The sequence below is a fragment of the Mycobacterium sp. KBS0706 genome (assembly GCF_005938675.2).
Lineage (GTDB): Bacteria > Pseudomonadota > Alphaproteobacteria > DSM-16000 > Inquilinaceae > Inquilinus.
On record NZ_VCCH02000110.1, the window covers coordinates 1 to 23,317 of the forward strand.

The following is a 23,317-nucleotide window of genomic DNA, read 5'->3' on the forward strand; positions in this document are numbered from 1 at the left end:
GGCGCGGGCGCAGACCAACCTGGCCGTCATGCTGGACGGCGGCCGCGGCGTGGCCGAGGACCCGGCCGAGGCGGTGCGGTGGTATCGGCTGGCGGCGGCGCAGGGCTATGCCCGGGCCGAGGCCGAGCTCGGCGGTATGTACGATGCCGGCCGCGGCGTGGCCGAGAACGACGCCAAGGCGATGCGCTGGTACCGCTTGGCGGCCAAGCAGCGCTACGCCCAGGCGCAGAACAGCGTCGGCATCCTGTACGAGCTCGGCCAGGGTGTGGCCGAGGACGACGCCGAGGCAGCCCGCTGGTACCGGCTGGCTGCCGACCAGGGCTATCGGCACGCCCAGACCAATCTCGGCTGGCTGTACGAGAGCGGCCGCGGCGTGCCCGAGGACGATGCCGAGGCCGCGCGCCTCTACCGCCTCGCCGCCGACCAGGGCCTGGCGCGGGCGCAGAACAATCTCGGCGACCTCTACCGCGACGGCCAGGGCGTGGCGCGGGACGATGCCGAGGCGGTGCGCTGGTACCGCCTGGCCGCCGACCAGGACTATGACCGTGCCGAGGCCAGCCTCGGCTGGATGCACGAGCGCGGCCGCGGCGTGCCCAAGGACGAAGCCGAGGCCGCCCGCCTCTACCGCCTCGCTGCCGACCAGGGCCTGGCGCGGGCGCAGATCGATCTCGGCGACCTCTACCGCGATGGCCAGGGCGTGGCCCCGGACGATGCCGAGGCGCTGCGCTGGTATCGCCTGGCCGCCGACCAGGGCTATGCCCGGGCTGAGGCCAATCTCGGCTGGATGTACGAGCGCGGCCGCGGCGTGGCCAAGGATTATGCCGAGGCGCTGCGCTGGTATCGCCGCTCGGCCGACCAGGGCTACGCCTATTCCCAGGTCAATCTCGGCCGGATGTACGAACTGGGCCGCGGCACGCCCCAGAACGAGGTCAAGGCGCTGCGACTGTACCGCCTGGCCGCCGATCAGGGCAGCGCGCGCGGGGCCTATCACCTGGGGCAGCACTTCAAGGCCGGGCGTGGCGTGGCCCAGGACGATGGCGAAGCGCTGCGCTGGTTCCGGATCGCCGCCGACAAGGGCGACACCCAGGCGCAGAAGGAGCTGGGCATCGCTTACGAGACCGGCCGCGGCGTCGCCCGCGACGAGACCGAGGCAGTGATCTGGTTCGCCCGGTCGCTGACCGAGGCGGACGACGCGCCGGAATACGCGGCCATGCTGCTCGGCGCCCGGTCGCCAGCGGCCAAGGCCGCGGCGGCGCTGCGCCTGCTGGCCACGCTCGGCTATGCCTCCGGCGACGCCGTCGGCGGCGCGGATGGCAGCCAGGTGCAGGCGGCGGTCGAGGCGTTCCGCCGCGCCGAGGGGCTGTCGCCGTCCGACAGTGTCGACGACGCGCTGCTGATCACCCTGGCGCGGAAGGCGCAGCAGGCCGGTCCTTCGTCCTGAAGGCGAATTCATGTAACCGCCGGCCGGCTGTGGGCGTACGGGTCTCTCGAAGGGGACGTCGACGCTCCAGCGAGGACAGCATCATGAAGCGCAGCGCGATTGCGGGCCTGGCCCTGTTCGGCCTTCTGTCGGCCCTGCCGGCCATGGCTCAGAGCCAGCCTCAGCAGCGCATCCGCGGCACCATCGAGGCGATGAACGGATCGGTGCTGACCATCGCCGCCCGCGGCGGCAGCACCGCGACAGTCACCCTGGCCGACGACGCCACGGTGCGGGCCATCGCCCCGGCCGACATCCGCGACATCAAGCCCGGCAGCTATATCGGCAGCGCCGCCATGCCGCAGCCGGACGGCAGCCTCCGGGCGCTCGAGGTGCAGGTGTTTCCGGAAAGCATGCGCGGCGTCGGTGAAGGCCAGCATCCGTTCGACCTGAAACCCGGCAGCACCATGACCAACGCGACCGCCGGCGATGTCGAGGGCACCGACGGGCGGGTGGTGACGCTGCGCTACCAGGGCGTCGAGACCAAGCTGACCGTGCCGCCCGACGTGCCGGTGATCACATACGAGCCGGGCAGCCGCGACCAGCTGACCAAGGGCGCCCATGTCATCGTCAGCGCGATCAAGGCCGATGACGGATCGCTGGTCTCGCATGCCATCCAGGTCGGCAAGGACGGGCTGGTGCCGCCGATGTAGCCACCGCCGGCGCGTCACTCCGGAAGGCCGGCCTTGCGATAGCCGTCGACGAAATGCGCGAGCGTGGCGGCGTGGCGGAACGGCTCCGTCGCGGCCCAGTGGCGGATCGTGAACTGCGGGTTGCCGACGAGGAACAGCTCGACCTCCGCGCGCGCCTCGTCGAGCCGGCCCAGCTGGGCCAGGCTTGCCGCCAGGAAGCGGCGTGAGCTGGTCCGATAGGTCTCGTCCCGGCGCAGGGTCTCGACGGCGGCATTGTAGTCGCCGGCCGCATATTGCGCCTGGCCGAGCGTCAGATAGTACCAGCTTGGCGGAAACGGGTTCAGCCGGAACGCCTTGCGACTATGCTCGAGGCCCTCCTCGACCCGCCCGGCCAGGACCGCGATATCGGATAAAGCCGCCCAGGCATCGGCCTCGTTCGGATCGAGCTCGATCGCCCTGGCGAATTCCGCATCGGCCTCGGCGAAGCTGCGCTCATAGGCCAGCAAGTATGCCAGGACCCAGCGGCAGCCGGCATCGTTGGGGTCGATCGCCACGGCCTTGCGCGCCAGCTCCAAGGCAACGCTGCGGGACGATCCGGTCGGCCCGCCGGAATGCACCCATCCCATCCAGTGGTTCATGGCCAGCCAGCGGTAGGGCTCGGCGTATCCCGGATCGAGCGAGACCGCGCGGGTGAGCATCAGATGCGCTTCCCGCGCCGTCTGCGGCGAATCATCCATCAGCTTGCGCGCCCGCACGCAGAGATCGTAGGCCTCGAGGTTCCTGGGCCGGTTGCGCGGCGGCGATGCGCGCAGCCGGCCGAGCAGCGCCTCCACGATCTTGCCGGTGACCTCGTCCTGAACGGCGAATATATCGTCCAGGCCGCGGTCGAAACGCTCCGCCCACAGATGATCGCCGCTCACCGCGTCGACCAGCTGGGCGTTGATGCGCACGCGCCCCGCGGCGCGTCTGGCGCTGCCCTCCAGCAGGTAGCGCACGCCGAGATCCCGGGCGATCCCGCGCACGTCCATCGCCTTTCCCTTGTAGGCGAAGGCCGAATTGCGGGCGATGACGAACAGGCCGGGGATCCGGGATAGGTCGGTGATCAGGTCTTCGGTCAACCCATCCGCGAAGGAGTCCTGCTCGGGATCGGTGCCGACATTGACGAAGGGCAGCACGGCGATCGACGGTTTATCCGGCAGCGGCAAAGGGTTTCGCTGCGCGCCCCCGAGCCGTTCGACGGCCCCCGTGAAGCGGTAGCCGACGCGCGGAACCGTGGCGATCCATTCACCGCCGCCACCGGCGGCCGGACCCAGCAGCTTCCGCAGCTGTGCGATCTGGACGGTTAGGTTGGCTTCCTCGACGGCCGTGCCCGGCCAGGCCGCGTCCATCAGCTCGGCCTTGCCCAGGATGTCGCCAGGGCGCCCGACGAGCGCCGCAAGCAGCTTCAGCCCGCGGGTGCCGACGGCAACGGGATCATCGTTCCGAAGGAGCGTTCCCGCACCTGGATCAAGCACGAACGGACCAAAGGCAAAGCGCGATCCCTGCATGTGGCGCACCCATAGGCCGTTTGGAAGTTTTTGGAAACTATTTGGGAGGGCTTAAGTACGACGCTGGTCGTATCCCGCAGAATTCATCCTCTTCCAGGTCGAGGCCCATCGGCCCCTCAACCCGTATGGAGGTTGCCATGAACGATACCCTCGGGTCGGCCCCGCATCAGGCAGCGTGGCCGGGAGCGCCCGTAGCGCCGGCGGGCGTGTCGCGCCGGCCCCACAGCTTGGCGACCCTGCGAAGCATGATCGCGACCTGGCGCGAGCGGACCCGCGTTCGCAAGGCACTTGCGCAAATGTCGAGGGCCAATCCCCATCTGATCGATGATATCGGTCTGACGAGACGGCAGGCCGAAGCGGAGATCGCCAAGCCCTTCTGGCAAGACTGAGGCGAATGCAGCAACGACACCGGATTGCGGCGGAGCGTCCCCCGCGTCAGATCAGCTTGCTCCGCCCCAGCTCGGCCTTGAGATAGGCGTAGAACACCGGCGCCGCGATCACGCCGGGCACGCCGAAGGCGGCCTCCATCACCAGCATGGCGATCAGGATCTCCCAGGCCCGGGCATGGATCTGGGTGCCGACGATCTTGGCGTTGATGAAGTACTCCAGCTTGTGGATGATCACCAGGAAGGCCAGCGACGCCGCGGCGGTATAGACCGACAGGCTGAGGCTGATCACCACGATCACCGTGTTCGAGATCAGGTTGCCGATCACCGGCAGGAGGCCGACGACGAAAGTGACCACGATCATGGTCTTGGTCAGCGGCAGATGGACGCCGAACGCCGGCAGGACGCCGGCCAGGTAGATCGCGGTCAGCACCGTGTTCAGGGCGGAGATCCGCACCTGGGCGAAGACGACGCGGCGGAACGACAGGGCCAGCAGCCGGGCCCTCTCCGCCATCGCGCGGGCCAGCGGCCCGCGGCCCGGCTTCTCGGTCAGGTCGGCGATGGCGATCATGCCGCCGATCACCAGGCCGATGATGATATGGACCAGGATGCGCCCGACATCGGTGGTGAGCCGCAGCAGGTCCCGTGAGTGCTCGCGCAGCGACTGCGCCAGCATGGTGTCGAGATCCTGCCCGCTGCTCGGGATATAGGCGACGATCCAGGGCGGCAGCTGCTGGCTGGCCTCCTCCACCGCCTCGGCCATCTTGCGCATCACCGCGACCAGCCCGTCCTGCCGGGTGGTGAGCAACGAGATCAGCTCGATCACCCCGAAGATCACGGCCAGGCTCAGCACCGCCGTCAGCAGACCGAGGGCGATGATGCGGCCGATGTTGTGCATGGCGCCGAAGCGCCGGAACGCCGGCGCCACGGCGTGCACCAGCTCATGGATCAGCAGGCCCGCCAGGAGGGCGGCGAGGAGGCCGAACCAGATGCTGCCGAGGAGGGCCAGCCCGGCCAGGATCTGGGCCGAAATCTCGATGCGGCGATCCCGGACCGAAGGATGAGGGACCGCAGGGACCACAGCCGGAACGTCCTCGCTTCGGCCGGGCTGAAAATTCATGATGGGAAAGCCTGCTCTCGACGGGTGCGCACAAAGGGTACCGGCCGACTCCGGACCTTTACCGGACAAAAGTCAATCAAACGCTGTGGACGAGGCAAACGCTGTGGACGAGGCCCCGACATGAACGATGGCGACCGCTGCCTCGACGAGATCGAGCGGCTGCACCGGTTCTTCGAGCGCTGGCTGGGCGACGCCGCGACCGATCCGGCGGAATTCGCCCGGAACGAGCCCATCTGGCCCTCCGACTTCATGCTGATCACTCCGGACGGCGCGGTGCTGGACTGTGCCGCGGTGGTCGGCTGGCTGCGCCAGGCGCGCGGGATGCATGGCGACCCGGCGGCGGCGTTCCGGATCGAGATCCGCAACGCCGCTGTGCGCCTCGCCTTGCCCGGGGGCTTTTGCCTCTGCACCTATGACGAATGGCAGAGCGTCCGCGGCGTCGAGAGCCTGCGACGGTCGACCGCACTGCTGGAGGCCCGGGAAGACGCGGTGCTGTGGCGGCACCTGCAGGAAACCTGCGCCAGCTGATGCTGTCGGGCTCCGGCCCTTTCCGTCATGGCGTGGCCATCCAGCGCCGTGGCCATCCAGAGGCTGGTGCGAACGGCCCTGGATGGCCACGCCCTTTCGGGGCTCGCCATGACGGCTTAATAGTTCGAGACGCTGATCCTACAGCCTATACGCCGCCTTGGGCAGGCGGTAGGCGAGGTCGACCGCGACCTCCGCCGCCTCGTCCTCGTCCAGCCGGTGCTCGGCCACCAGCTGAGCGAGGTAGCGGCAGTCGATGCGCCGGGCGACGTCGTGCCGGGCCGGGATCGAGGGGAAGGCGCGGGTGTCGTCGTTGAAGCCGACGGTGTTGTAGAAGCCGGCCGTCTCGGTCGCCAGCTCGCGGAAGCGCAGCATCCCCTCCGGGCTGTCGAAGAACCACCAGGGCGGGCCGAGCCGCAGGGTCGGATAATGCCCGGCCAGCGGCGCCAGCTCGCGCGCATAGGTGCTCTCGTCCAGCGTGAACAGGATCACCGACAGGTCGCGTTCGTTGCCGAAGCGGTCGAGCAGCGGCTTCAGCGCGCGGACATAGTCGGTCCGGGTCGGGATATCGGCGCCCTTGTCGCGGCCGAATTCGCGATGCAGCGTCGGGTTGTGGCTGCGGAAGGAGCCGGGATGGATCTGCATCACCAGCCCGTCCTCCAGGCTCATCCGCGCCATCTCGGTCAGCATCTGGCCGCGGAACAGCTCGGCGTCCTGCGGCTCGAAATGGCCGGAGACGATCTTCTCGAACAGCGTCACCGCCGGCACCGGGTCGAGATCGGCCGTCGCCGCGGTCGGGTGGCCGTGATCGGTCGAGGTGGCACCCATCTCCTTGAAGAAGCCGCGGCGCTGCTGCAGGGCGGCGAGGTAGCCCCGCCAGGAATGGGTGTCCTCGCCGGTGATCTCGCCCAGCGCCTGCAGCCCCTCGCGGAAGCCGTCGAACTCCGGGTCCACGACCGGGTCGGGGCGGAAGGCGGTGACCACCCTGCCCTTCCAGCCGCTATCGCGGATCGTGCGGTGGTGGTCGAGCGGGTCGAGCGGCGATTCCGTGGTGGCGATGACCTCCAGGTTGAAGCGCTCGAACAGCGCCCGCGGCCGGTAGTCCGGCCGCGCCAGCCGCTCGGCGATGCGGTCGTAGATCCGGTCGGCGCTGGCCGGCGTCAGCCGCTCCTCCACCCCGAACAGGGTCTCGAAGGTGTGGTCGAGCCACATCCGGGTCGGGGTGCCGCGGAACAGGTGCCAATGCTCGGCGAAGCGGCGCCAGATCGCCCGCGGATCGGTCTCGACCGGGCCGCCGTCGCGCCGGGGCACGCCGAGATCCTCCAGCCGCACGCCCTGGCTGTAGAGCATGCGGAAGATGTAGTGGTCCGGGATGATCAGCAGCGAGGCAGGGTCGGGGAACGCCTCGTTCCTCGCGTACCAGGCGGGATCCGTGTGGCCATGCGGGCTGATCAGCGGCAGCCCGGCGACCTCGGCATAGAGGCGCCGGGCGATGCCGCGCTGGGTCGGGTCCGGCGAGAACAGACGGTCGGGATGCAGGCTCATGCGACGGCCTTCGGCTGCGGGCGCCAATCGGCGTATTTGGGATGGTCGCGGCCGATCGGGAGCTCGACGGCCACGCCGGTCTCCGCAGAATGGAACAGGGCCGTCGCCAGTTCCAGCGACTGGCGGGCATCGTCCAGCGTCACCGGCAGCGGCCCGCCGCTCTCCAGCGCCGCGTGGTAGCGGCCGAGCTGGCCGGCGAAGCGCGACGGCACCGGCTCCCAATCCGCCAGCGCGCCCTCGATCCGCTGCGCGATCTCGGGCGAGGCCGGGGTGATCTGCCACGGGCCGTCGCCCGGGGCATAGGGTTTCAGCCCGCTCTCGAAGGTGACGTTCTCGAAGCAGAAGCGCAGCCGGCTGATCTCGACCTGCGAGCCCAGGGTGGCGGCGAGCGAGACCAGGGCGCCGCTTTGCATCACCACGCTGGCGACGGCACAGTCCTCGACCTCGATCGGGTTCACCCGGGTCGCGGTGCGGCAATAGACCGAGGCCACCGGCCCCATCAGCCAGGTCATGATGTCATGCGAATGGATGGCATGGGTCAGCAGCACGCCGCCCAGCTCGGTGTCCAGCCGGCCGCGCCAGGGCACCGAATAGTATTTCGCGCCGCGGTTCCAGTGCGTCTCCACCGTGGCGAGGTAGGGCTTGCCGGCGATGCCGGCCTCGACGATGCGCCTGGCCCGCTGCAGCCCATCGCCGTAGCGGTACTGGAAGATCGGCATCACCCGGCCGGAAGCCGCGGCCTCGGCCTTCACCACCCGGTCGAGATCGGCCAGCGACCCGACCAGCGGCTTCTCGCAGATCACCTGCTTGCCGGCCTCCAGCGCCGCCAGGACCTGGCCGATATGCACCGTCGGCGGGGTGCAGATGTCGATCACCTCGATCTCCGGCATGCGCAGGATCTCGTCGAAGCGGGTGGTCCGCACCGGGACATCGAACTCGTCACCGATCTCGGCCAGGCGATCCGGGTTCAGGTCGCAGATCGCCTCGACCCGGAACTTGTCCGGGTGGGCGGCATAGCCTTCGGCGATGTGGCCGCGGCCGACGCCGAGACCGATCACGGCAACATTACGAACCGCCATTCCTACGCCCTCCGTCCGGCGGTTGATTCCGCCATCGCCTGCGCCGTCAGCGCCAGCTCCATCGCCTTGAAACAATGCGCCTGGGTCATTGCCGTCTCCGTCCGCTCCAGCACGTCGGCGACCAACTGCCGGCCGAAGGGCAGCTCGACATTGCTGCAGTCGATCCGCTGCAGGCCCTTCCCGTCGACCAGGATCAGATGGTCGGTGCCGGGCTCGCCGGTTGGGTCGACATATTTGCGCAGCTCGATATAGCCCTCGGTGCCGAGGATGGTCAGGCGGCCGTCGCCCCAGGTCGGCAGCCCGTCCGGCGTGAACCAGTCGATCCGGATGTAGCCGGTGGCGTCCGGGCTGCGCAGCAGCGCTTCGCCGAAATCCTGCAGCTCCGGCGTTCCCGGATTGGCCCGGTTCGCGACCGCGGCCGAGGCGACCTCGACATCGAGCGTGCCGGCGAAGAACAGGAACTGCTCGAACTGGTGCGAGGCGATGTCGGTCAGGACGCCGCCATAGCGGGCGCGCTGGAAGAACCAGTCCGGCCGGGTCTTGGCGTTGAGGCGGTGCGGCCCGAGGCCGACGGTGTTGATCACGCGGCCGATCGCCCCGGCCTGGACCAGCTCGCCCGCCTTGACGGTCGACCGGGTCTGGAAATGCTCGGAGTAGCAGATCGAATAGATCCGCCCGGTCTCGGCCTGCACCCGCCGCACCTCGGCCAGCTGCTCCAGCGAGGTCATGCCCGGCTTGTCGGAAAGGTAGTCCTTGCCGGCCTTCATCACGGCGATGCCGAGCGGCGCCCGGTCGGCCGGGATGCCGGCCGAGGTGACCAGCTTGATCGACGGGTCGTCCAGGATGGCGCGCGGGTCGGAGACGCGCCTGGCCTGGGGGTAGCGGGTCTGGAACGGGCCGGCGAGGTCGTCCTCCGGCGCATGGAAGGCGACGAACTCGCCCCCGGCGCCGAGCAGCGCGTCGACCTGCCCGAAGATGTGGTTGTGGTTGATGCCGATAGCGGCGAAGCGGATGGTCATTCCTTGGTCCCGGATCAGCGTTTGAGGCCGGTGGTGGCGACGCCCTCGATCAGAAGGCGCTGGAAGAACAGGAAGAACACGAACACCGGCAGCAGGGTCAGGATGGACATGGCGAACAGCGCGCTCCAATCCGACTTGCCGGTGGAATCGACGAAGTTCCTGAGGCCGAGCTGGACCGTGTAGGAGCCCATGTCGTTCAGGTAGATCAGCGGCGCGAAGAAGTCGTCCCAGGTCCAGATGAAGGAGAAGATCGCCGCCGTGGCCAGCACCGGCTTCGACAGCGGCATGATGATCTTCCAGTAGATCTTCCACGGGCTGCAGCCGTCCATCATCGCCGCCTCGTCCAGCTCGCGCGGCAGGCCGCGGAAGAACTGCACCATCAGGAAGATGAAGAAGGCGTCGGAGGCGAGGTATTTCGGCACCACCAGCGGCAGGAAGGTGTCGACCCAGCCCAGATTGAGGAACAGCACGTATTGCGGGATCAGGGTCACGTGGTAGGGCAGCATCAGCGTGCCCAGCATCAGCGCGAACCAGAAGTTGCGCCCGCGGAAGCGCAGCCGGGCGAAGGCGAAGGCGGTCAGCGAACAGGCGAAGACGTTGCCGACCACCGACAGCCCCGAGATCACCGCCGAGTTCCAGAAGAACTGGCCGAAGCTGATGTCGAGCCCGCTCCAGCCCCGGATATAGGCGTCGAGGCTGAAGCTCTCCGGCCACAGCGAGGCCGAGGAGAAGATCTGGCTGTCGTCCTTGAACGAGCTGGCCAGCATCCACAGCAGCGGATACAGCATCGCCAGCGAGCAGGCGCAGAGCGCGATGTGGATCAAGAGCGACCGCGACAAGGGGCGGCGGGCCGGGCTTTCGAGGGTGATGTCACTCATCGTAATGCACCCAGTAGCGCGCCGAGAGGAAGGAGAAGGCGGTGAACAGCGCTATGATCACCACCAGCACCCAGGCCAGCGCCGAGGCGTAGCCCATGCGGAAATTGCTGAAGGCTTCCTGGTACAGGTACAGGGTGTAGAACAGGGTGGAGTCGATGGGCCCGCCCGTGCCCTCGCTGATGATGAAGGCCGGGGTGAAGGCCTTGAACGCCTCGATCGTCTGGATCACGGCGTTGAAGAACACCACCGGGGTCAGGAGCGGCAGGGTGATGTGCCAGAACCGGTGCCAGGGCCGGGCGCCGTCGATCGCTGCCGCCTCGTACAGGTCGCGCGGGATCTGCCGGAGGCCGGCGAGGAAGATGATCATCGGCGACCCGAACTGCCAGATGCTGAGGACGACCAGCGTCCACAGCGCGTAGTTCGGGTTGGAGATCCAGCTGGGCCCCTGGATGCCGACCAGCGCCAGGGCCTGGTTGACCAGGCCGTTGCCGGCGAAGAGCTGCCGCCACAGCACGGCGATGGCGACGCTCGCACCCAGCAGCGACGGCAGGTAGAACAGCGCCCGGTACACCGGCAGCCCGGAAATGCCCTTGTTCAGCATCATCGCCACGCCGAGGGCGAAGGCCAGCTTCAAGGGCACCGCGAACAGCACGAACAGGAAGGTGACCTTCATCGAGGACAGGAACTTCGGATCGGCCGTGGCGATCCGGACGTAGTTCGCCGCCCCGACCCAGTTCGGACTCTGCAACAGGTCGAAATCGGTGAAGGACAGGTAGAGCGAGACCAGGATCGGCCCGGCGGTCAGGCCGATGAATCCGATCAGCCATGGCGTCAGGAACATATAGCCCGAGAGGGTGCGGGATCCGATCCGCCGCCTCCCTCGCGCCCGTTCCACTCTGCCTGAGGCCTGCACCGCAACGGTCATGACGTCACCCGCGATCGAGAATGCTGTTGGCTTCGTCGACGAACTGCTTGGCGGCGTCGGCCGGGGCCGCCTGCTCGAACCCGACCTGCTCGTTGACCCGCTTCAGCAGGAAGTTGATCTCGCCCGCGCCCTTCGGCGGCGACGGCGGCAGGTCGCCGACCTTGTCGGTGATGAAGGAGACGTAGTCGAGCATCGCCCGGCTGAGCTCGTCGAGCGTCGGCGCCACCGCCTCGCGCAGCGCCTTGGAGGCCGGCACGCCGCGCTCGACGCCGAGCACCTTCCCGGCCTCGACATCGGTGACGTAGTAGTTGGCGACCCGCACCGCCTCCTCGGCGACCTGGCTGCGCGCCGCGATGCTGAACAGCATCGACGGCTTCAGATACTGCCCGGGCTTGGCCCCGGGGCCGCCGCTCGGCTGCATCGTCATCTTCAGCTTGGTCTTGCTCAGCACCTGATGCGCCACCAGCTGGTTCGAGTTGGTGATGATCGCGGCGGAATGGAGCAGAGCCAGCATGCTGGTCTCCGGCGACTGCTTGTCCAGCGCCTGGATGTCGGCCGGCGGGATCGCCTTCTTCTGCCGCAGCTCATGCCAGAAGCCGAACCATTCGGTCATGACCTCGACATCGAAGCCGGGACGCCCCTCGGCGGTGTATAGCGCCTTGCCCTTCTGCCGCAGCCAGCAGTCGAGCGCCGGCTCGATGCCGCCGCAGTCGCCGATGCCCCAGAAGCCGTCGCGCTTTGACGCCTGGGCGACCTTGAGCGACCAGTCGCCCCACTGCGCCCAGCTCCACTCCCAGGTCGGCTCCTCGACCCCGATCTGCTGCAGCGTCTCGGCGTCGTAGACGATGGCGGTCGAGTTGTTGCCGAGATTGACGCCGTAAAGCTTGCCCTCGACCCGGCCGCAATCGATCGACGGCTTGGGAAAATCCTCGATCTTCAGCACCGACGGCAGGTATTCGTCGAGCGGCAGCAGCGCGCCGCGCCGCGCATACTCGACGATGTAACGGTAATCCATCTGAATCACGTCGGGCGCGTTGCGGCCGGCGGTCTGGGTGGCCAGGCGCGGCCAGTAGTCGGGCCAGCCCAGCGTCTCGCCGTTGATCGACGTGCCCGGATGCGCGGCCTCGTACAGCTTGTTGACCTTGTTGGTGCGGTCGGCCCGCTCCTTCGAGCCCCACCAGAACATGCGCACGCGCTTGTCCTGGGCCAGAGCGGGCATCGACAGGCCGGAGGCGGCCAGCCCGCCCAGGGCGGCGCCCAGCTTCAGCACCTGTCTGCGGTTGGTGATCAGCGTCGCCATCTCGTGTTCCTCCTGTCGATCGCGCCTCTTCTCTCCGAAGGCGCTGGCTGGTGTCCGGGGTCAGCTGCGGCCGAGGATGGCGGCAGCCTCGGTGATGAACTGGCGGCCGGCCTCCTCCGGCGAGGACTGGCCGAAGCCGACCTGTTCGTTGATCCGCCGCAGCAGGATGCCGATCTGGCCGGTGCCCTTGGGCGGCGACGGCGGCAGCGGCGCCACCTTGTCGGCGATGAAGTCGACATAGTCGAGCATGGCTCGGTCCAGCGCTTCCAGCCCGGGCGCGATCGCGGCGCGCGTCGCCGCCGAGGCCGGGATGCCGCGCTCGACTCCGAGCGCCTTGGCTGCATCGGCATCGGCGACGTAGAAGTTCGCCAGCCGCACCGCCTCCTCCGCCCGCCCGCTGCGGGCCGAGACGCTCCACAGCATCGACGGCTTCATGAACTGCCCGGGCTTGGAGTCCCGGCCGCCGCTGGGCTGCATGGTCAGGCCGAGCTTGCCCGGCACCAGCGCCTGGTGCGCAACCAGCTGGTTCGAGTTGGTGGAGATCGCGGCGGCATGGCCGAGGGCCAGCATCGAGGTCTCGGTCGCGCCACCCTTGTCGAGCGCCTGGACGTCGGCGGACGGGATCGCACTGCGCTGGCGCAGCCCGTGCCAGAAGCCGTACCAGCCGGCGGCCTCGGCCGCACCGAAGCCGAGCTGGCCCTCGGCCGTATACATCGCCATGCCCTGCTGCCGCAGCCAGCATTCCAGCGACGGCGCCAGGCCGCCGGCGTCCTGCAACCCCCAATAGCCGTCGCGCTTGGACGCCTGGGCGACCTTGAGCGACCAGGCACCCCACTGGTCCCAGCTCCAGTCCCAGGCCGGGATCTCGGCGCCGATCTGCTGCAGCGTCTCCTCGTCATAGACGAAGGCGGTCGAGTTGAGGCCGAGATTGACGCCGTAGAGCTTGCCGTCGACCCGGCCGCAATCGATCGCCGGGGCGCCGAAATCCTCGATCGCCAGCACCGACGGCATATAGTCGTCGAGCGGCAGCAGCAAGCCGCGCCGGGCATATTCGACGATATAGCCGTAATCCATCTGGATCAGGTCGGGGGCGTTGCCGCCGGCGGCCTGGGTGGCGAGCTTGGGCCAGTAGTCGGGCCAGCCCATGGTCTCGCCCTTGATCGACACCGCCGGATGTGCCGCCTCGTACAGCCGGTTGGCCGCGGCGGTGCGGTCGGCCCGCTCCTTCGAGCCCCACCAGGCCATGCGCAATTCGGTCTCCGCCGCCCCCGCGGGACGGGCCAGCCCGGCTGCGGCGAGACCGGCGACGCCGATCCCGACCTTCAGGGCGTACCTGCGGGTGAACCGCAGCGGCGTCATCGCGTTCCTCCTGATGCCCCCGCCCCGTCGGCCGGCGCGGCGCTGCAAGCGGTGGTCGTTTGGTGCCTGAGGCAGGCCTTCGACCGAAGGCCGGCGAGACGATGTTATAACCAGTTGGTTACAAGCTAGATCGATGCGATGATGGCTGTCAACACGAACACCGGCAGCGACGCCGCGTCGCCCCGGGCCCTGATCGAGGCCGCAACACCGTGAGCATCAGCGACGAGACCATCGACGCCCCGACGAAAGATAAGCCGAAACGCCCCGCCACCAAGGCCGTGCGCGACCCGGAACGCACCAGCGCGGCGATCCTCGCCGCTGCGGTCAAGGAGTTCATGGAGAAAGGGTACAGCGGCGCGCGGATCAACGAAATCGCCAAGCGCGCCGGCGCCAACAAGCGCATGCTGTACCATTATTTCGGCGACAAGGAGGCCCTGTACCTGGCGGTGCTGGAAGGCGCCTATGTCGCCATCCGCTCAGCCGAGAGCAAGCTGCATCTGGCCGACCACGACCCGGTCGAGGGCATCCGCGAGCTGGCGTTGTTCACCTGGCGCTACTTCATCGAGCACCCGGAATTCCTGAGCCTGCTGCAGACCGAGAACCTGATGAAGGCGCGCCACCTGAAGCGCTCCGCCCGCATCTTCGACCTGCATTCGCCACTGGTCGCCGTGATCTCGGAGCTGCTCAAGCGCGGCGCCGCCAAGGGCGTGTTCCGGGCCGATGCTGACCCGGTCAAGGTCTATGTCAGCATCGCCTCGCTGGGCGCCTTCTACCTGTCGAACCGCTACACCCTGTCGACCATCTTCCGGCGCGAGTTGACCGAGCCGAAGGCGCTGGCCGAATGGGGCGACCACATTGCCTCGATGATCCTGGCCTCGCTGCGGCCCTGATCCGCATGCCGGCCTCTTGACGGGCAGGTCCGATCCGTGATCCGCTAGTAACCAGTTGGTTACAACAAAGGCCGGGATCGGTGCCCGTGCCACGACGGGAGGGAAGAATGGCCACCCAGCGCCTCGGCCTCATCATGCACGGCATCACCGGCCGGATGGGCTACAACCAGCATCTGGTGCGCTCGATCTGCGCCATCCGCGACCAGGGCGGCGTGGTCCTGCCCAATGGCGACAAGGTGCTGCCCGACCCGATCCTGGTCGGCCGCAACGCCGAGAAGGTCGAGGAGCTGGCCAAGCGCCACGGCATCGCCCGCTGGGGATCCGACCTCGACAAGGCCCTGGCCAACCGCGACGACACGCTGTTCTTCGACGCCGGATCGACCCAGATGCGGGCCGAGCTGCTGACCCGCGCCATCGACGCCGGCAAGCATGTCTATTGCGAGAAGCCGATCTCCGAGACGCTGGACGTCGCCACCAAGCTGGCCCGCCACGCCGATGCCCGCGGCATCCGCCACGGCGTGGTCCAGGACAAGCTGTACCTGCCGGGCTTGCAGAAGATCCGCATGCTGCGGGATTCGGGCTTCTTCGGCCGGATCTTCGCGGTGCGCGGCGAGTTCGGCTATTGGGTGTTCGAGGGCGACTGGCAGGCGGCGCAGCGGCCGAGCTGGAACTACCGCAAGGGCGATGGCGGCGGCATCATCCTCGACATGCTGTGCCACTGGCGCTACGTGCTGGACAACCTGTTCGGCGAGGTCAAGTCGGTCAGCTGCCTCGGCGCCACCCATATCCCGGAGCGGGTGGACGAGGCCGGCAAGCGCTACGCCGCCGACGCCGACGACGCCGCCTACGCCACCTTCCAGCTCGAGGGCGGCGTGGTCGCCCACATCAACTCCTCCTGGGCCGTCCGGGTGCGGCGCGACGACTTGGTGACCTTCCAGGTCGACGGCACCCATGGCTCGGCCGTGGCCGGGCTGACCCGCTGCTACACCCAGCACCGGGTGAACACGCCGCGCCCGGTGTGGAACCCGGACCAGCCGCAGACCATGAAGTTCCTGGACCAGTGGGAAGAGGTTCCGGACAACACCGTCTATGACAACGGCTTCAAGGCGCAGTGGGAGGATTTCATCCGCCATGTCGTTGCCGGCACGCCGTGGAAGTACACGCTGTGGGAGGGGGTGAAGGGCGTGCAGCTGGCCGAGGCCGGGCTGCAGAGCTGGGCCGAGCGGCGCTGGGTCGACCTGCCGGCGCTGGAGCGCTGAGCCATGGTCGCGCTCACCCTTCCCCGCGCCGGCGGCGGCCTTGAGAGCTACAGCATCAGGAACGCGCCGCTGCCGATCCCGGCGCCGGGCAGCGCCCCGGCCTTCAACCGCGTCGCCTATGCCGCGGCGCATGTCGTGGCCGACCCGCTGGCCGACAACGACCCCTGGTTGGACACGGCGGTCGACTGGGACCGCACTATCGCCTTCCGCCACTATCTGTGGGACCTCGGCCTCGGCATCGCCGAGGCGATGGACACCGCCCAGCGCGGCATGGGGCTAGACTGGCCAACCGCCAAAGCGCTGATCGGCCGGGCCCTGGCCGGGGCGAAGGAGCGGCCGGGCGCGGTGATCGCCTGCGGCGCCGGCACCGACCACCTGCCCCCTGGCCCCGGCGTCACCATCGCCGACGTGATCGCCGCCTATGAGCAGCAGATCGAGGCGGTGGAAGGCCTGGGCGGCCGGGTGATCCTGATGGCCAGCCGGGCGCTGGCCGCCGCGGCCCGCGGGCCGGACGACTATGTCCGCGTCTATGGCCATATCCTGCGCCAGGTGAAGCAGCCGGTGATCCTGCACTGGCTGGGCGAGATGTTCGACCCGGCCCTGGCCGGCTATTGGGGCGACGCCGACCACGACCGGGCCATGGACACCTGCCTGGCCGTGATCCGCGACAGCGCCGCCAAGGTCGACGGCATCAAGATCTCGCTGCTGTCGAAGGAGAAGGAGATCACGATGCGCCGCCGGCTGCCGGCGGGCGTGCGCATGTACACCGGCGACGACTTCAATTATGCCGAGCTGATCGCCGGCGACGAGCAGGGCTATTCCGACGCGCTGCTGGGCATCTTCGACGCCATCGCCCCCGCCGCCTCGGCCGGGCTGGCACGGCTGACCGCCGGGGACGAGGCCGGATTCCACGACATCCTGGCGCCGACCGTGCCGCTGAGCCGGCACATCTTCAAGGCGCCGACCCGCTTCTACAAGACCGGGGTCGTGTTCCTGGCTTATCTGAACGGGCTGCAGGATCATTTCCTGATGATCGGCGGCCAGCAGAGCACCCGGTCGCTGCCGCATCTGGCCGAGCTGTTCCGCCTGGCCGACGCCGCCCGCGTGCTGCGCGACCCGGACCTGGCGGTCGCTCGCATGCGCAAGGTGCTGGCCGTGGGTGGGGTGGAATGACATCTGCTGCGGCCTCTATATCCTTGTCCCCCCTCCCCTCGCGGGAGGGGGTTGGGGGAGGGGGTTGTCGACGGCAGAACCGTTCTCCGAGCCATTCGTCGGCTCCTGCGGTGCGAACCCCCTCCCCCTACCCCCCTCCCGCAAGGGGAGGGGGGACTCATAAGGGGCACTCTGCGCTTGATGAGGTCGCTCCATGACCGCCCCCCGCCTGCGCGTCGTCGAGGCCCGGCTGTATGAGCGGCCGGTGCGGTTCCGGCTGCCGTTCCGGTTCGGCGCCGCCACCGTCACCGGCGCGCCGCAGGCCTTCCTGCGGCTGACGGTCGAGGCGGCGGACGGCCGCCGGGCAGAGGGGCAGGCGGCCGAGCTGATGGTGCCGAAATGGTTCGACAAGGACCCGGCCCTGACCGAGGCGCAGAATTTCGACCAGCTGCGCCGGTCGCTCGCCATCGCCCGCCCCTTCTACCTCGAGGAGCGCCCTGCCCCGGCCTTCGCCCTCAGCGCCGCGATCGAGCCGCGGCAGCACGCGGCCTGCGCGGCGAAAGGGCTGGGCGGGCTGATCGCCTCCTTCGGCCTGGCGCTGTTCGACCGCGCCGTGATCGACGCGCTGTGCCGGATCGAGGGGATCGACGCGGTTACGGCAGTGCGCACCAACTGGATCGGCCTGACCACGGCGACCGCGCCCGATCTCGGGGATTTCGACCTCGGCTTGTTCCTGGCCGGGCTGGCGCCCTCCGACCACCTGCACGCCCGGCACACGGTCGGGCTGGCCGACCCCATCACCACCGCCGAGATCGCCGAGCCCCTGGATGACGGGCTGCCGCAGAGCCTGGAGCAGGCGGTCGCCGCCCATGGCCACACCTATTTCAAGCTGAAGCTGAGCGGCCAGGCCGAGGCCGACCTGGACCGGCTGCGCCGGATCGCCGCCGTGCTGGACCGGCTGCCGGACTATCGCATCACCCTGGACGGCAATGAGCAGTTCGCCGAGGCCGGGCCGGTCGTCAAGTTCTGGGATCGCTTTGCCGCCGACCCCGCTTTGGCCCGGCTGCGGTCCGCGGTGCTGTTCCTGGAGCAGCCGATCGCCCGCGCCCGGGCTCTGGCCGAGCCGATCCACGGTCTGGCCGAGCGCGTGCCGGTCGAGATCGACGAGTCGGATGCCGAGATCGGCGTATACCCGCGCGCTCGCGCTCTGGGCTATCGCGGCGTGTCGTCGAAATCCTGCAAGGGGCTGTACCGCTCGCTGCTGAATCGGGCCCGGATCGCCAAGTGGAGCGCCGAGGATGGCATCCGCTACTTCCTGTCGGCCGAGGACCTGACCACCCAGGGCGGCGTCGCCCTGCAGCAGGATCTGGTGCTGGCGGCGCTGGGCGGCACCGGCCATGTCGAGCGCAACGGCCACCACTATGTCGACGGCATGGCCGGCGCGCCGGCGGCCGAGCAGCGCGCCTTCCTGGCCGCCCACCCGGACCTCTATGCCGATGCCGGTGGCCGCGCCCGCCTGAGCATCCGCGGCGGGCGTCTCTCCATCGGCTCGGTGCTGGCCGCGCGCGGCCTGGGCACCGCCCTCACCCCCGACTGGTCGGCGATGGCCGACGGACCGATGGAGATCTGATCCATGGCGACCGAAGGTCTGTCGATCAACCTCGCCACCACCCGCATGCAATGGGACATGCGCCAGGCGGCCGAGGCCTGCCTGGGCCACGGCATCACCGCGATCGCCCCCTGGCGCGACCAGGTGCAGAAGATCGGCCTGGACGAGGCGGCGCGGATCGTCCGCGACAACGGCTTCAAGGTCACCGGCCTGTGCCGCGGCGGCATGTTTCCGGCCGGCGACCCGGAGGCGCGGAAGGCCGCGATCGACGACAATCTGCGCGCCGTCGACGAGGCGGCGGCGCTGGGCGCCGACTGCCTGGTGCTGGTGGTCGGCGGGCTGCCGGCCGGGTCGCGCGACATCGGCGCCGCCCGGCAGATGGTGGCCGACGGCATCGCAGCCATCCTGCCGCACGCCCGGGCCAGCGGCATCCCGCTGGCGATCGAGCCGCTGCACCCGATGTACGCCGCCGACCGCGCCTGCGTGAACACCCTGAAGCAGGCGCTGGACATCTGCGACCTGCTGGGCGACGGCATCGGCGTCGCCATCGACGTCTACCACGTCTGGTGGGACCCGGAGCTGTTGCCGCAGATCGCCCGCGCCGGCGCCGAGGGGCGCATCCTGGCGCATCACATCTGCGACTGGCTGGTGCCGACCACGGACCTGCTGTTGGACCGCGGCATGATGGGCGACGGCGTCATCGACCTTCGCGGCATCCGCGCCGCGATCGAGGCTGCAGGCTTCAACGGGCCGCAGGAGGTCGAGATCTTCTCGGCCGAGACCTGGTGGAAGCGCCCGGGCGACGAGGTGCTGAAGACCTGCGTCGAGCGTTATCACTCAGTTTGCACGCTGTAACGGGGCACCCTGTAACGGGGCTTGGAGGCGGAAATGGGCAAGACGAAGGTCGCGCTGGTCGGAACCGGCCATCGCGGTGCCGGGACCTGGGGCCGGGAGCTGCTGGCCCAGGTCGGCGACGTGGTCGAGATGGTGGGGCTGTGCGACCAGAACCCGCTGCGGCTGGAGCGGGCGCGGGCGGCGATCGGCGTCGACGCGCCGGTGTTCACCGATCTCGGCGCCATGCTGCGCGAGACCCGGCCGGACCGGCTGATGGTGTGCAGCCGCGACGCCGCCCATGACGACCACATCGTCCAGGCGCTGGAGGCCGGGGTCGACGCCATCACCGAGAAGCCGATGACGACGACGGCGGAGAAGTGCCGCCGCATCCTGGCCGCCGAGAAGCGCACCGGCCGGCGGGTCGACGTGACCTTCAACTACCGCTACGCGCCGACCTCGCAGCGGATCAAGCAGCTGCTGCTGGACGGCGCCATCGGCGACGTCGTGTCGGTCGACTTCCACTGGTATCTCGACACCAAGCACGGCGCCGACTATTTCCGCCGCTGGCACGCCTATCGCGCCAATTCCGGCAGCCTGTTCGTGCACAAGGCGACGCATCATTTCGACCTGCTGAACTGGTACCTGGCCTCGGAGCCGGAGGAGGTGTTCGCCCGCGGCGAGCTGCGCCATTACGGCCGCAAGGGCCCGTTCCGCGGGCCGCGCTGCAAGACCTGTTCGCATGCCGATGAATGCGACTTCCATTTCGACGTCTCGGCCGATGCCTGGCTGACCATGCTGTACGAGGATCCGTCGCGCGAGGACGGCTATGTCCGCGACGCCTGCGTGTTCCGCGAGGACATCGACATCCCGGACACGATGAGCGCCGCGCTGCGCTACAGGAACGGCGTCCAGGTCTCCTACTCGCTCAACACCTTCATGCCGATCGAGGGCCACCACCTGGCCTTCAACGGCACCAAGGGGCGGATCGAGGTGCGGCAGTATGAGCGCCAGCCCTGGAGCACGCCACCGGCCGACGAGATCCTGCTGATGCGCAACTTCGGCGCGGTCGAGCACATCTGGGTGCCGCAGGAGCATGGCGGCCACTGGGGCGGCGACCCGAAGATGCAGGCCATGCTGTTCCGCCCCGGCCTCCCCGACCCGCTCGGCCTGCGCGCCGACGCCCGCGCCGGGGCGCTGGCGGTGCTGTGCGGCGTCGCGGCGCTGGACAGCATCGACAGCGGCCGCAGCGTCGCGGTGGCGCCTTTGCTGGAAGGCTGACCGCGCCCTATTGCCGGGCGACCTCGCCGACCCCGGACAGCGTACACCAGCCGGGCTTCCTCGACGTCCAATAGGCCCGCGCCGGCGGCTCGAAGCCCGGATCGGCGAAGCACCCGACCGATACCGAGATCGCGCCGGGGAGGCCCTCGGCGCGCATGAACACCAGGCCGCCGCAGGTCGGGCAGAAACAGTGCCCGAGCCAGCGGCCGGCCTCGCTGCCGCGGCGCCATTGCCGCTGCTCGCCCTCGACCGACACGATTGCGGCCTCCGCGAACCGGGCCCGGACCGCGAAGGCGCTGCCGGTCGCCCGCTGGCATTCCAGGCAGCAGCAGGCATAGACGCCCAGCGGCGGACCCGCGAGGGTCACCCGCAGGCTGCCGCAGGCGCAGGATGCGACCTGCGTCTCTTCCGCTCCGTCGTTCATGGTCCAAGCTCCCCTCTCGGCCTACCGAATATACCGGCTGAGCACGGCGAAATCGTCCGGTTCGTGGCCGGCCGCGATTGCGGACCGGAACACCCGGTCGAAGGCGTCCGGCACGGTGCGGTCCAGGCTGCGCTCCCGGTAGAGCTCGAGCAGTTGCCGGAAGGCAGCATGATGCGCGCCGACCGAGGCCAGCGTCGCCTCGTCCGCGGCAAGGCGGCCCTGCCGAACCCGGCCGACGAGATCGGCCACGGCCAGGTCCACCACCGGCTTGAACGCCGGCATCTGGGCCTCGTAGGCGCCGAGCGGGATCGCCTCGGCCTGGCAGACCGCGATCCCGTGCAGGGCGCCGAACAGCGCACCCCACATCTGCACCAGCAGGGCCGCGTCGAGCGCCGAGGCATGGCCGGGGTCCTCCCCGACATGCTGCGGGTTGCCGCCGAGTGCGAGCAGAACCGCCCGATGCCGCTCGAACAGCCCGGCCGGACCGGAATAGAGGATGGTGGCGCCGGCCTCGCCGATGAAGTTCGGCGTGGCCATGATCGCGCCGTCGAGATAGTCGATGCCGTGCCGCCCGGCCCATGCGGCCGCCTCCCGCGCCTGGCTCGGCGACCCGGAGGTCAGTTGCAGCAGCAGCCGGCCGCGCAGCGCCGCCTCGACCTCGGCCGTCCGCAGCAGCCGGTCGCTGGCGGCGTAGTCCGACACGTTGACGATGACGATCGGCGCGGCATCTGCCGCGGCCGCCACCGACGGCGCCGCCTGCGCCCCGACCGCCAGCAGCGGCGCCGCCCGCTCCGCCGTGCGGTTCCAGACCCGGACCGGGTAGCCCTGCTGCAGCAGGGTGCGCACCAGGGCGGATCCCATCCGCCCGGTGCCGATGACGGAAATTTCGGACTTCATGTGCAATCTCCGGATGAAAGGCCGGCCCGAAATCTACGCTCGACTTGAGCCCCATCAAGTACTTACAATGAAATACGTCACGCACATCGATGTCAGTATTGCGGAAAATGGGACCTCATCGGAACGACGGCTGCGGCTGGAGCACCGCCCTGGCGGTGATCGGCGGCAAGTGGAAGACCGACATCCTCTGGGAGCTGCATCTCGGCCGGCGCCGATTCGGCGAGCTGAAGCGGCTGCTTCCCGGCATCAGCGAGCGGATCCTGACCCTGCAACTGCGGGAGATGGAGGCGGACGGCCTGATCCGCCGCGAGGTCTTCGCCGAGGTGCCGCCGCGGGTGGAGTATTCGGTGACCGAGTTCGGCCTGACCCTGAACGACGCGGTCACCGCCATGTCGCATTGGGGCAAGGCCTACGAGGCGCGGCAGGCCGCGACGCCGTCCGCCGCCTGATCGCCCGGACGCCCGCCGGTTGCCTCAACGCTGACTCAATCCCACCAGAAGAACCACCAGGGATCCTGCATCAGCATCGCCGCCAGCGGGGCCAGGGTACCGGTCCCCTGCGATACGATGTCCTCGCAATACAGAAACTGCTCGCGGGCGAGGTCGATCGCCTCATCACGGGTCGAGGGACGGTGTGTGACCCGGAGATTCATGACGTCGCCGCTGAGGCCGATCAGTTCGGCGTCGTAGCGCTCGCGCCAGGACCGCAACGCGGCGACGTGGTACTCCGGCGCAGGACAGGCGTTCCAGCCGCCCCAGCGCAGGACGGCCGGCACCGCAGCCGCCTCAGCCGTCGGCAGCCGTAGGATGTGCACGCGGTCCAGCGGCTTGCTCGTCAGCACGTCGGACGCCACGGACAGCCCCGTGGACGGATAGGCCTGCGATGGCCACTGACCGATCTCCGGCTCCTGCGGCTCCAAGCTGGCTTCATATCGCTCACGGATCTCGGCCGGAGAAAGCTAGCGCATCCGCCCATCTGGCCCGGTCTCGAACATCTTGAGCGAGGGAGTATCGAACGCGCGATCGCCCTCCGCCAGCATGCGGCGGGTTGCGGCCTCGCCCTCCGCAGCCTCGCGCGACCTGAGATCCCGCAGATCCTCCGGATGCCGCATTCGCTCCGCTGCGGTCAGAATCTCCGGCGGCGAGCGCTGACCGCCGGACGCCCACAGATCGGCCATGAAGA

24 protein-coding genes are annotated in these 23,317 nt (G+C 69.2%); 11 read left to right on the top strand and 13 right to left on the bottom strand.

Annotated features, from left to right (window positions below):
* Positions 1-1,441, top strand: a 1,441-nt coding sequence (locus tag FFK22_RS35495) for an SEL1-like repeat protein (RefSeq protein ID WP_186002839.1), incomplete at its 5' end; no start/stop codon positions are given.
* 83 nt (positions 1,442-1,524) lie between these two features.
* A complete protein-coding gene (locus FFK22_RS35500) occupies positions 1,525-2,130 on the top strand; it encodes a DUF5666 domain-containing protein (protein ID WP_138891805.1) in 606 nt (201 codons plus the stop codon).
* A gap of 14 nt (positions 2,131-2,144) precedes the next feature.
* Here FFK22_RS35500 and FFK22_RS35505 read toward each other — a convergent pair whose 3' ends face one another.
* Positions 2,145-3,623: a winged helix-turn-helix domain-containing tetratricopeptide repeat protein gene (locus FFK22_RS35505; protein WP_221939096.1), complete on the bottom strand. Its 1,479-nt coding sequence runs from the start codon at positions 3,621-3,623 to the stop codon at positions 2,145-2,147.
* A 170-nt stretch (positions 3,624-3,793) separates the two neighbouring features.
* Here FFK22_RS35505 and FFK22_RS35510 point away from each other — a divergent pair, with 170 nt between their 5' ends.
* A complete protein-coding gene (locus tag FFK22_RS35510; protein ID WP_138891803.1) occupies positions 3,794-4,045 on the top strand; it encodes a DUF1127 domain-containing protein in 252 nt (83 codons plus the stop codon).
* A 46-nt stretch (positions 4,046-4,091) separates the two neighbouring features.
* Here the strand turns inward: FFK22_RS35510 and FFK22_RS35515 are convergent, their stop codons facing one another.
* Complete coding sequence (locus FFK22_RS35515) at positions 4,092-5,123, bottom strand: AI-2E family transporter (RefSeq protein WP_221939097.1); 1,032 nt, start codon at positions 5,121-5,123, stop codon at positions 4,092-4,094.
* A gap of 159 nt (positions 5,124-5,282) precedes the next feature.
* On the opposite strand from FFK22_RS35515, the gene FFK22_RS35520 reads away from it, so the two are divergent.
* Positions 5,283-5,690: a hypothetical protein gene (locus FFK22_RS35520; RefSeq protein WP_138891801.1), complete on the top strand. Its 408-nt coding sequence runs from the start codon at positions 5,283-5,285 to the stop codon at positions 5,688-5,690.
* Positions 5,691-5,828: 138 nt separating this feature from the next.
* Here the strand turns inward: FFK22_RS35520 and uxaC are convergent, their stop codons facing one another.
* The 7 genes from uxaC to FFK22_RS35555 all read right to left on the bottom strand — a co-directional run bounded on the left by uxaC (position 5,829) and on the right by FFK22_RS35555 (position 13,792).
* Positions 5,829-7,232 (bottom strand): glucuronate isomerase, encoded by a 1,404-nt coding sequence (gene uxaC, locus FFK22_RS35525; protein WP_138891800.1) that lies wholly within the window; start codon positions 7,230-7,232, stop codon positions 5,829-5,831.
* Positions 7,229-8,311: a Gfo/Idh/MocA family protein gene (locus FFK22_RS35530; protein WP_138891799.1), complete on the bottom strand. Its 1,083-nt coding sequence runs from the start codon at positions 8,309-8,311 to the stop codon at positions 7,229-7,231. Before FFK22_RS35530 ends, uxaC begins: the two co-directional genes overlap by 4 nt.
* Before the next feature lie 2 nt (positions 8,312-8,313).
* Complete coding sequence (locus FFK22_RS35535; protein ID WP_138891798.1) at positions 8,314-9,330, bottom strand: Gfo/Idh/MocA family protein; 1,017 nt, start codon at positions 9,328-9,330, stop codon at positions 8,314-8,316.
* A 14-nt stretch (positions 9,331-9,344) separates the two neighbouring features.
* Positions 9,345-10,208, bottom strand: coding sequence for a carbohydrate ABC transporter permease (locus FFK22_RS35540; RefSeq protein ID WP_138891797.1), 864 nt, complete (start codon positions 10,206-10,208; stop codon positions 9,345-9,347).
* A complete protein-coding gene (locus FFK22_RS35545) occupies positions 10,201-11,049 on the bottom strand; it encodes a carbohydrate ABC transporter permease (protein WP_221939098.1) in 849 nt (282 codons plus the stop codon). Before FFK22_RS35545 ends, FFK22_RS35540 begins: the two co-directional genes overlap by 8 nt.
* A gap of 88 nt (positions 11,050-11,137) precedes the next feature.
* Positions 11,138-12,433: an ABC transporter substrate-binding protein gene (locus FFK22_RS35550; protein ID WP_138891795.1), complete on the bottom strand. Its 1,296-nt coding sequence runs from the start codon at positions 12,431-12,433 to the stop codon at positions 11,138-11,140.
* Between the two features lie 60 nt (positions 12,434-12,493).
* Positions 12,494-13,792 (bottom strand): ABC transporter substrate-binding protein, encoded by a 1,299-nt coding sequence (locus tag FFK22_RS35555; RefSeq protein ID WP_138891794.1) that lies wholly within the window; start codon positions 13,790-13,792, stop codon positions 12,494-12,496.
* Between the two features lie 209 nt (positions 13,793-14,001).
* On the opposite strand from FFK22_RS35555, the gene FFK22_RS35560 reads away from it, so the two are divergent.
* The 6 genes from FFK22_RS35560 to FFK22_RS35585 all read left to right on the top strand — a co-directional run bounded on the left by FFK22_RS35560 (position 14,002) and on the right by FFK22_RS35585 (position 20,814).
* Complete coding sequence (locus FFK22_RS35560; RefSeq protein WP_138891793.1) at positions 14,002-14,682, top strand: TetR/AcrR family transcriptional regulator; 681 nt, start codon at positions 14,002-14,004, stop codon at positions 14,680-14,682.
* 107 nt (positions 14,683-14,789) lie between these two features.
* On the top strand, positions 14,790-15,941 hold the full coding sequence (locus tag FFK22_RS35565) for a Gfo/Idh/MocA family protein (protein WP_186002840.1): 1,152 nt from the start codon (positions 14,790-14,792) through the stop codon (positions 15,939-15,941).
* Between the two features lie 3 nt (positions 15,942-15,944).
* Positions 15,945-17,114 (top strand): dihydrodipicolinate synthase family protein, encoded by a 1,170-nt coding sequence (locus FFK22_RS35570; RefSeq protein ID WP_138891792.1) that lies wholly within the window; start codon positions 15,945-15,947, stop codon positions 17,112-17,114.
* A gap of 193 nt (positions 17,115-17,307) precedes the next feature.
* Positions 17,308-18,723 carry an enolase C-terminal domain-like protein gene (locus FFK22_RS35575; protein WP_138891791.1) on the top strand — a complete coding sequence of 472 codons (1,416 nt, stop codon included), beginning with the start codon at positions 17,308-17,310 and terminating at the stop codon, positions 18,721-18,723.
* A 3-nt stretch (positions 18,724-18,726) separates the two neighbouring features.
* On the top strand, positions 18,727-19,557 hold the full coding sequence (locus FFK22_RS35580) for a sugar phosphate isomerase/epimerase (RefSeq protein WP_138891790.1): 831 nt from the start codon (positions 18,727-18,729) through the stop codon (positions 19,555-19,557).
* 33 nt (positions 19,558-19,590) lie between these two features.
* Complete coding sequence (locus FFK22_RS35585; RefSeq protein ID WP_138891789.1) at positions 19,591-20,814, top strand: Gfo/Idh/MocA family protein; 1,224 nt, start codon at positions 19,591-19,593, stop codon at positions 20,812-20,814.
* A 7-nt stretch (positions 20,815-20,821) separates the two neighbouring features.
* Here FFK22_RS35585 and FFK22_RS35590 read toward each other — a convergent pair whose 3' ends face one another.
* The gene (locus FFK22_RS35590; RefSeq protein ID WP_138891788.1) at positions 20,822-21,238 is read right to left on the bottom strand and encodes a GFA family protein; all 417 of its coding nucleotides are present in this window, start codon (positions 21,236-21,238) and stop codon (positions 20,822-20,824) included.
* Between the two features lie 21 nt (positions 21,239-21,259).
* Positions 21,260-22,135, bottom strand: a complete 876-nt coding sequence (locus tag FFK22_RS35595) for an NAD(P)-dependent oxidoreductase (RefSeq protein ID WP_138891787.1) — start codon at positions 22,133-22,135, stop codon at positions 21,260-21,262.
* 107 nt (positions 22,136-22,242) lie between these two features.
* Between FFK22_RS35595 and FFK22_RS35600 the strand changes: the two genes are divergently transcribed.
* Complete coding sequence (locus tag FFK22_RS35600; protein WP_221939099.1) at positions 22,243-22,584, top strand: helix-turn-helix domain-containing protein; 342 nt, start codon at positions 22,243-22,245, stop codon at positions 22,582-22,584.
* A 35-nt stretch (positions 22,585-22,619) separates the two neighbouring features.
* Here the strand turns inward: FFK22_RS35600 and FFK22_RS35605 are convergent, their stop codons facing one another.
* Together FFK22_RS35605 and FFK22_RS43420 are read right to left on the bottom strand one after the other, a co-directional pair.
* Positions 22,620-23,054 (bottom strand): DUF4253 domain-containing protein, encoded by a 435-nt coding sequence (locus tag FFK22_RS35605; protein WP_186002841.1) that lies wholly within the window; start codon positions 23,052-23,054, stop codon positions 22,620-22,622.
* A gap of 39 nt (positions 23,055-23,093) precedes the next feature.
* The coding region (locus FFK22_RS43420; protein WP_186002842.1) for a hypothetical protein at positions 23,094-23,317 on the bottom strand (224 nt) is incomplete at its 5' end.

Excerpts from the sequence above, each read along its gene's own strand:
- FFK22_RS35545 (WP_221939098.1), bottom strand. The coding sequence starts at position 11,049 with ATGTTCCTGACGCCATGGCTGATCGGATTCATCGGCCTGACCGCCGGG.
- FFK22_RS35570 (WP_138891792.1), top strand. The coding sequence starts at position 15,945 with ATGGTCGCGCTCACCCTTCCCCGCGCCGGCGGCGGCCTTGAGAGCTAC.
- FFK22_RS35600 (WP_221939099.1), top strand. The coding sequence starts at position 22,243 with ATGGGACCTCATCGGAACGACGGCTGCGGCTGGAGCACCGCCCTGGCG.
- FFK22_RS35500 (WP_138891805.1), top strand. The coding sequence starts at position 1,525 with ATGAAGCGCAGCGCGATTGCGGGCCTGGCCCTGTTCGGCCTTCTGTCG.
- FFK22_RS35530 (WP_138891799.1), bottom strand. The coding sequence starts at position 8,311 with ATGGCGGTTCGTAATGTTGCCGTGATCGGTCTCGGCGTCGGCCGCGGC.
- FFK22_RS35555 (WP_138891794.1), bottom strand. The coding sequence starts at position 13,792 with ATGACGCCGCTGCGGTTCACCCGCAGGTACGCCCTGAAGGTCGGGATC.
- uxaC (WP_138891800.1), bottom strand. The coding sequence starts at position 7,232 with ATGAGCCTGCATCCCGACCGTCTGTTCTCGCCGGACCCGACCCAGCGC.
- FFK22_RS35550 (WP_138891795.1), bottom strand. The coding sequence starts at position 12,433 with ATGGCGACGCTGATCACCAACCGCAGACAGGTGCTGAAGCTGGGCGCC.
- FFK22_RS35520 (WP_138891801.1), top strand. The coding sequence starts at position 5,283 with ATGAACGATGGCGACCGCTGCCTCGACGAGATCGAGCGGCTGCACCGG.
- FFK22_RS35580 (WP_138891790.1), top strand. The coding sequence starts at position 18,727 with ATGGCGACCGAAGGTCTGTCGATCAACCTCGCCACCACCCGCATGCAA.
- FFK22_RS35590 (WP_138891788.1), bottom strand. The coding sequence starts at position 21,238 with ATGAACGACGGAGCGGAAGAGACGCAGGTCGCATCCTGCGCCTGCGGC.
- FFK22_RS35595 (WP_138891787.1), bottom strand. The coding sequence starts at position 22,135 with ATGAAGTCCGAAATTTCCGTCATCGGCACCGGGCGGATGGGATCCGCC.
- FFK22_RS35585 (WP_138891789.1), top strand. The coding sequence starts at position 19,591 with ATGGGCAAGACGAAGGTCGCGCTGGTCGGAACCGGCCATCGCGGTGCC.
- FFK22_RS35510 (WP_138891803.1), top strand. The coding sequence starts at position 3,794 with ATGAACGATACCCTCGGGTCGGCCCCGCATCAGGCAGCGTGGCCGGGA.
- FFK22_RS35540 (WP_138891797.1), bottom strand. The coding sequence starts at position 10,208 with ATGAGTGACATCACCCTCGAAAGCCCGGCCCGCCGCCCCTTGTCGCGG.
- FFK22_RS35535 (WP_138891798.1), bottom strand. The coding sequence starts at position 9,330 with ATGACCATCCGCTTCGCCGCTATCGGCATCAACCACAACCACATCTTC.
- FFK22_RS35575 (WP_138891791.1), top strand. The coding sequence starts at position 17,308 with ATGACCGCCCCCCGCCTGCGCGTCGTCGAGGCCCGGCTGTATGAGCGG.
- FFK22_RS35565 (WP_186002840.1), top strand. The coding sequence starts at position 14,790 with ATGGCCACCCAGCGCCTCGGCCTCATCATGCACGGCATCACCGGCCGG.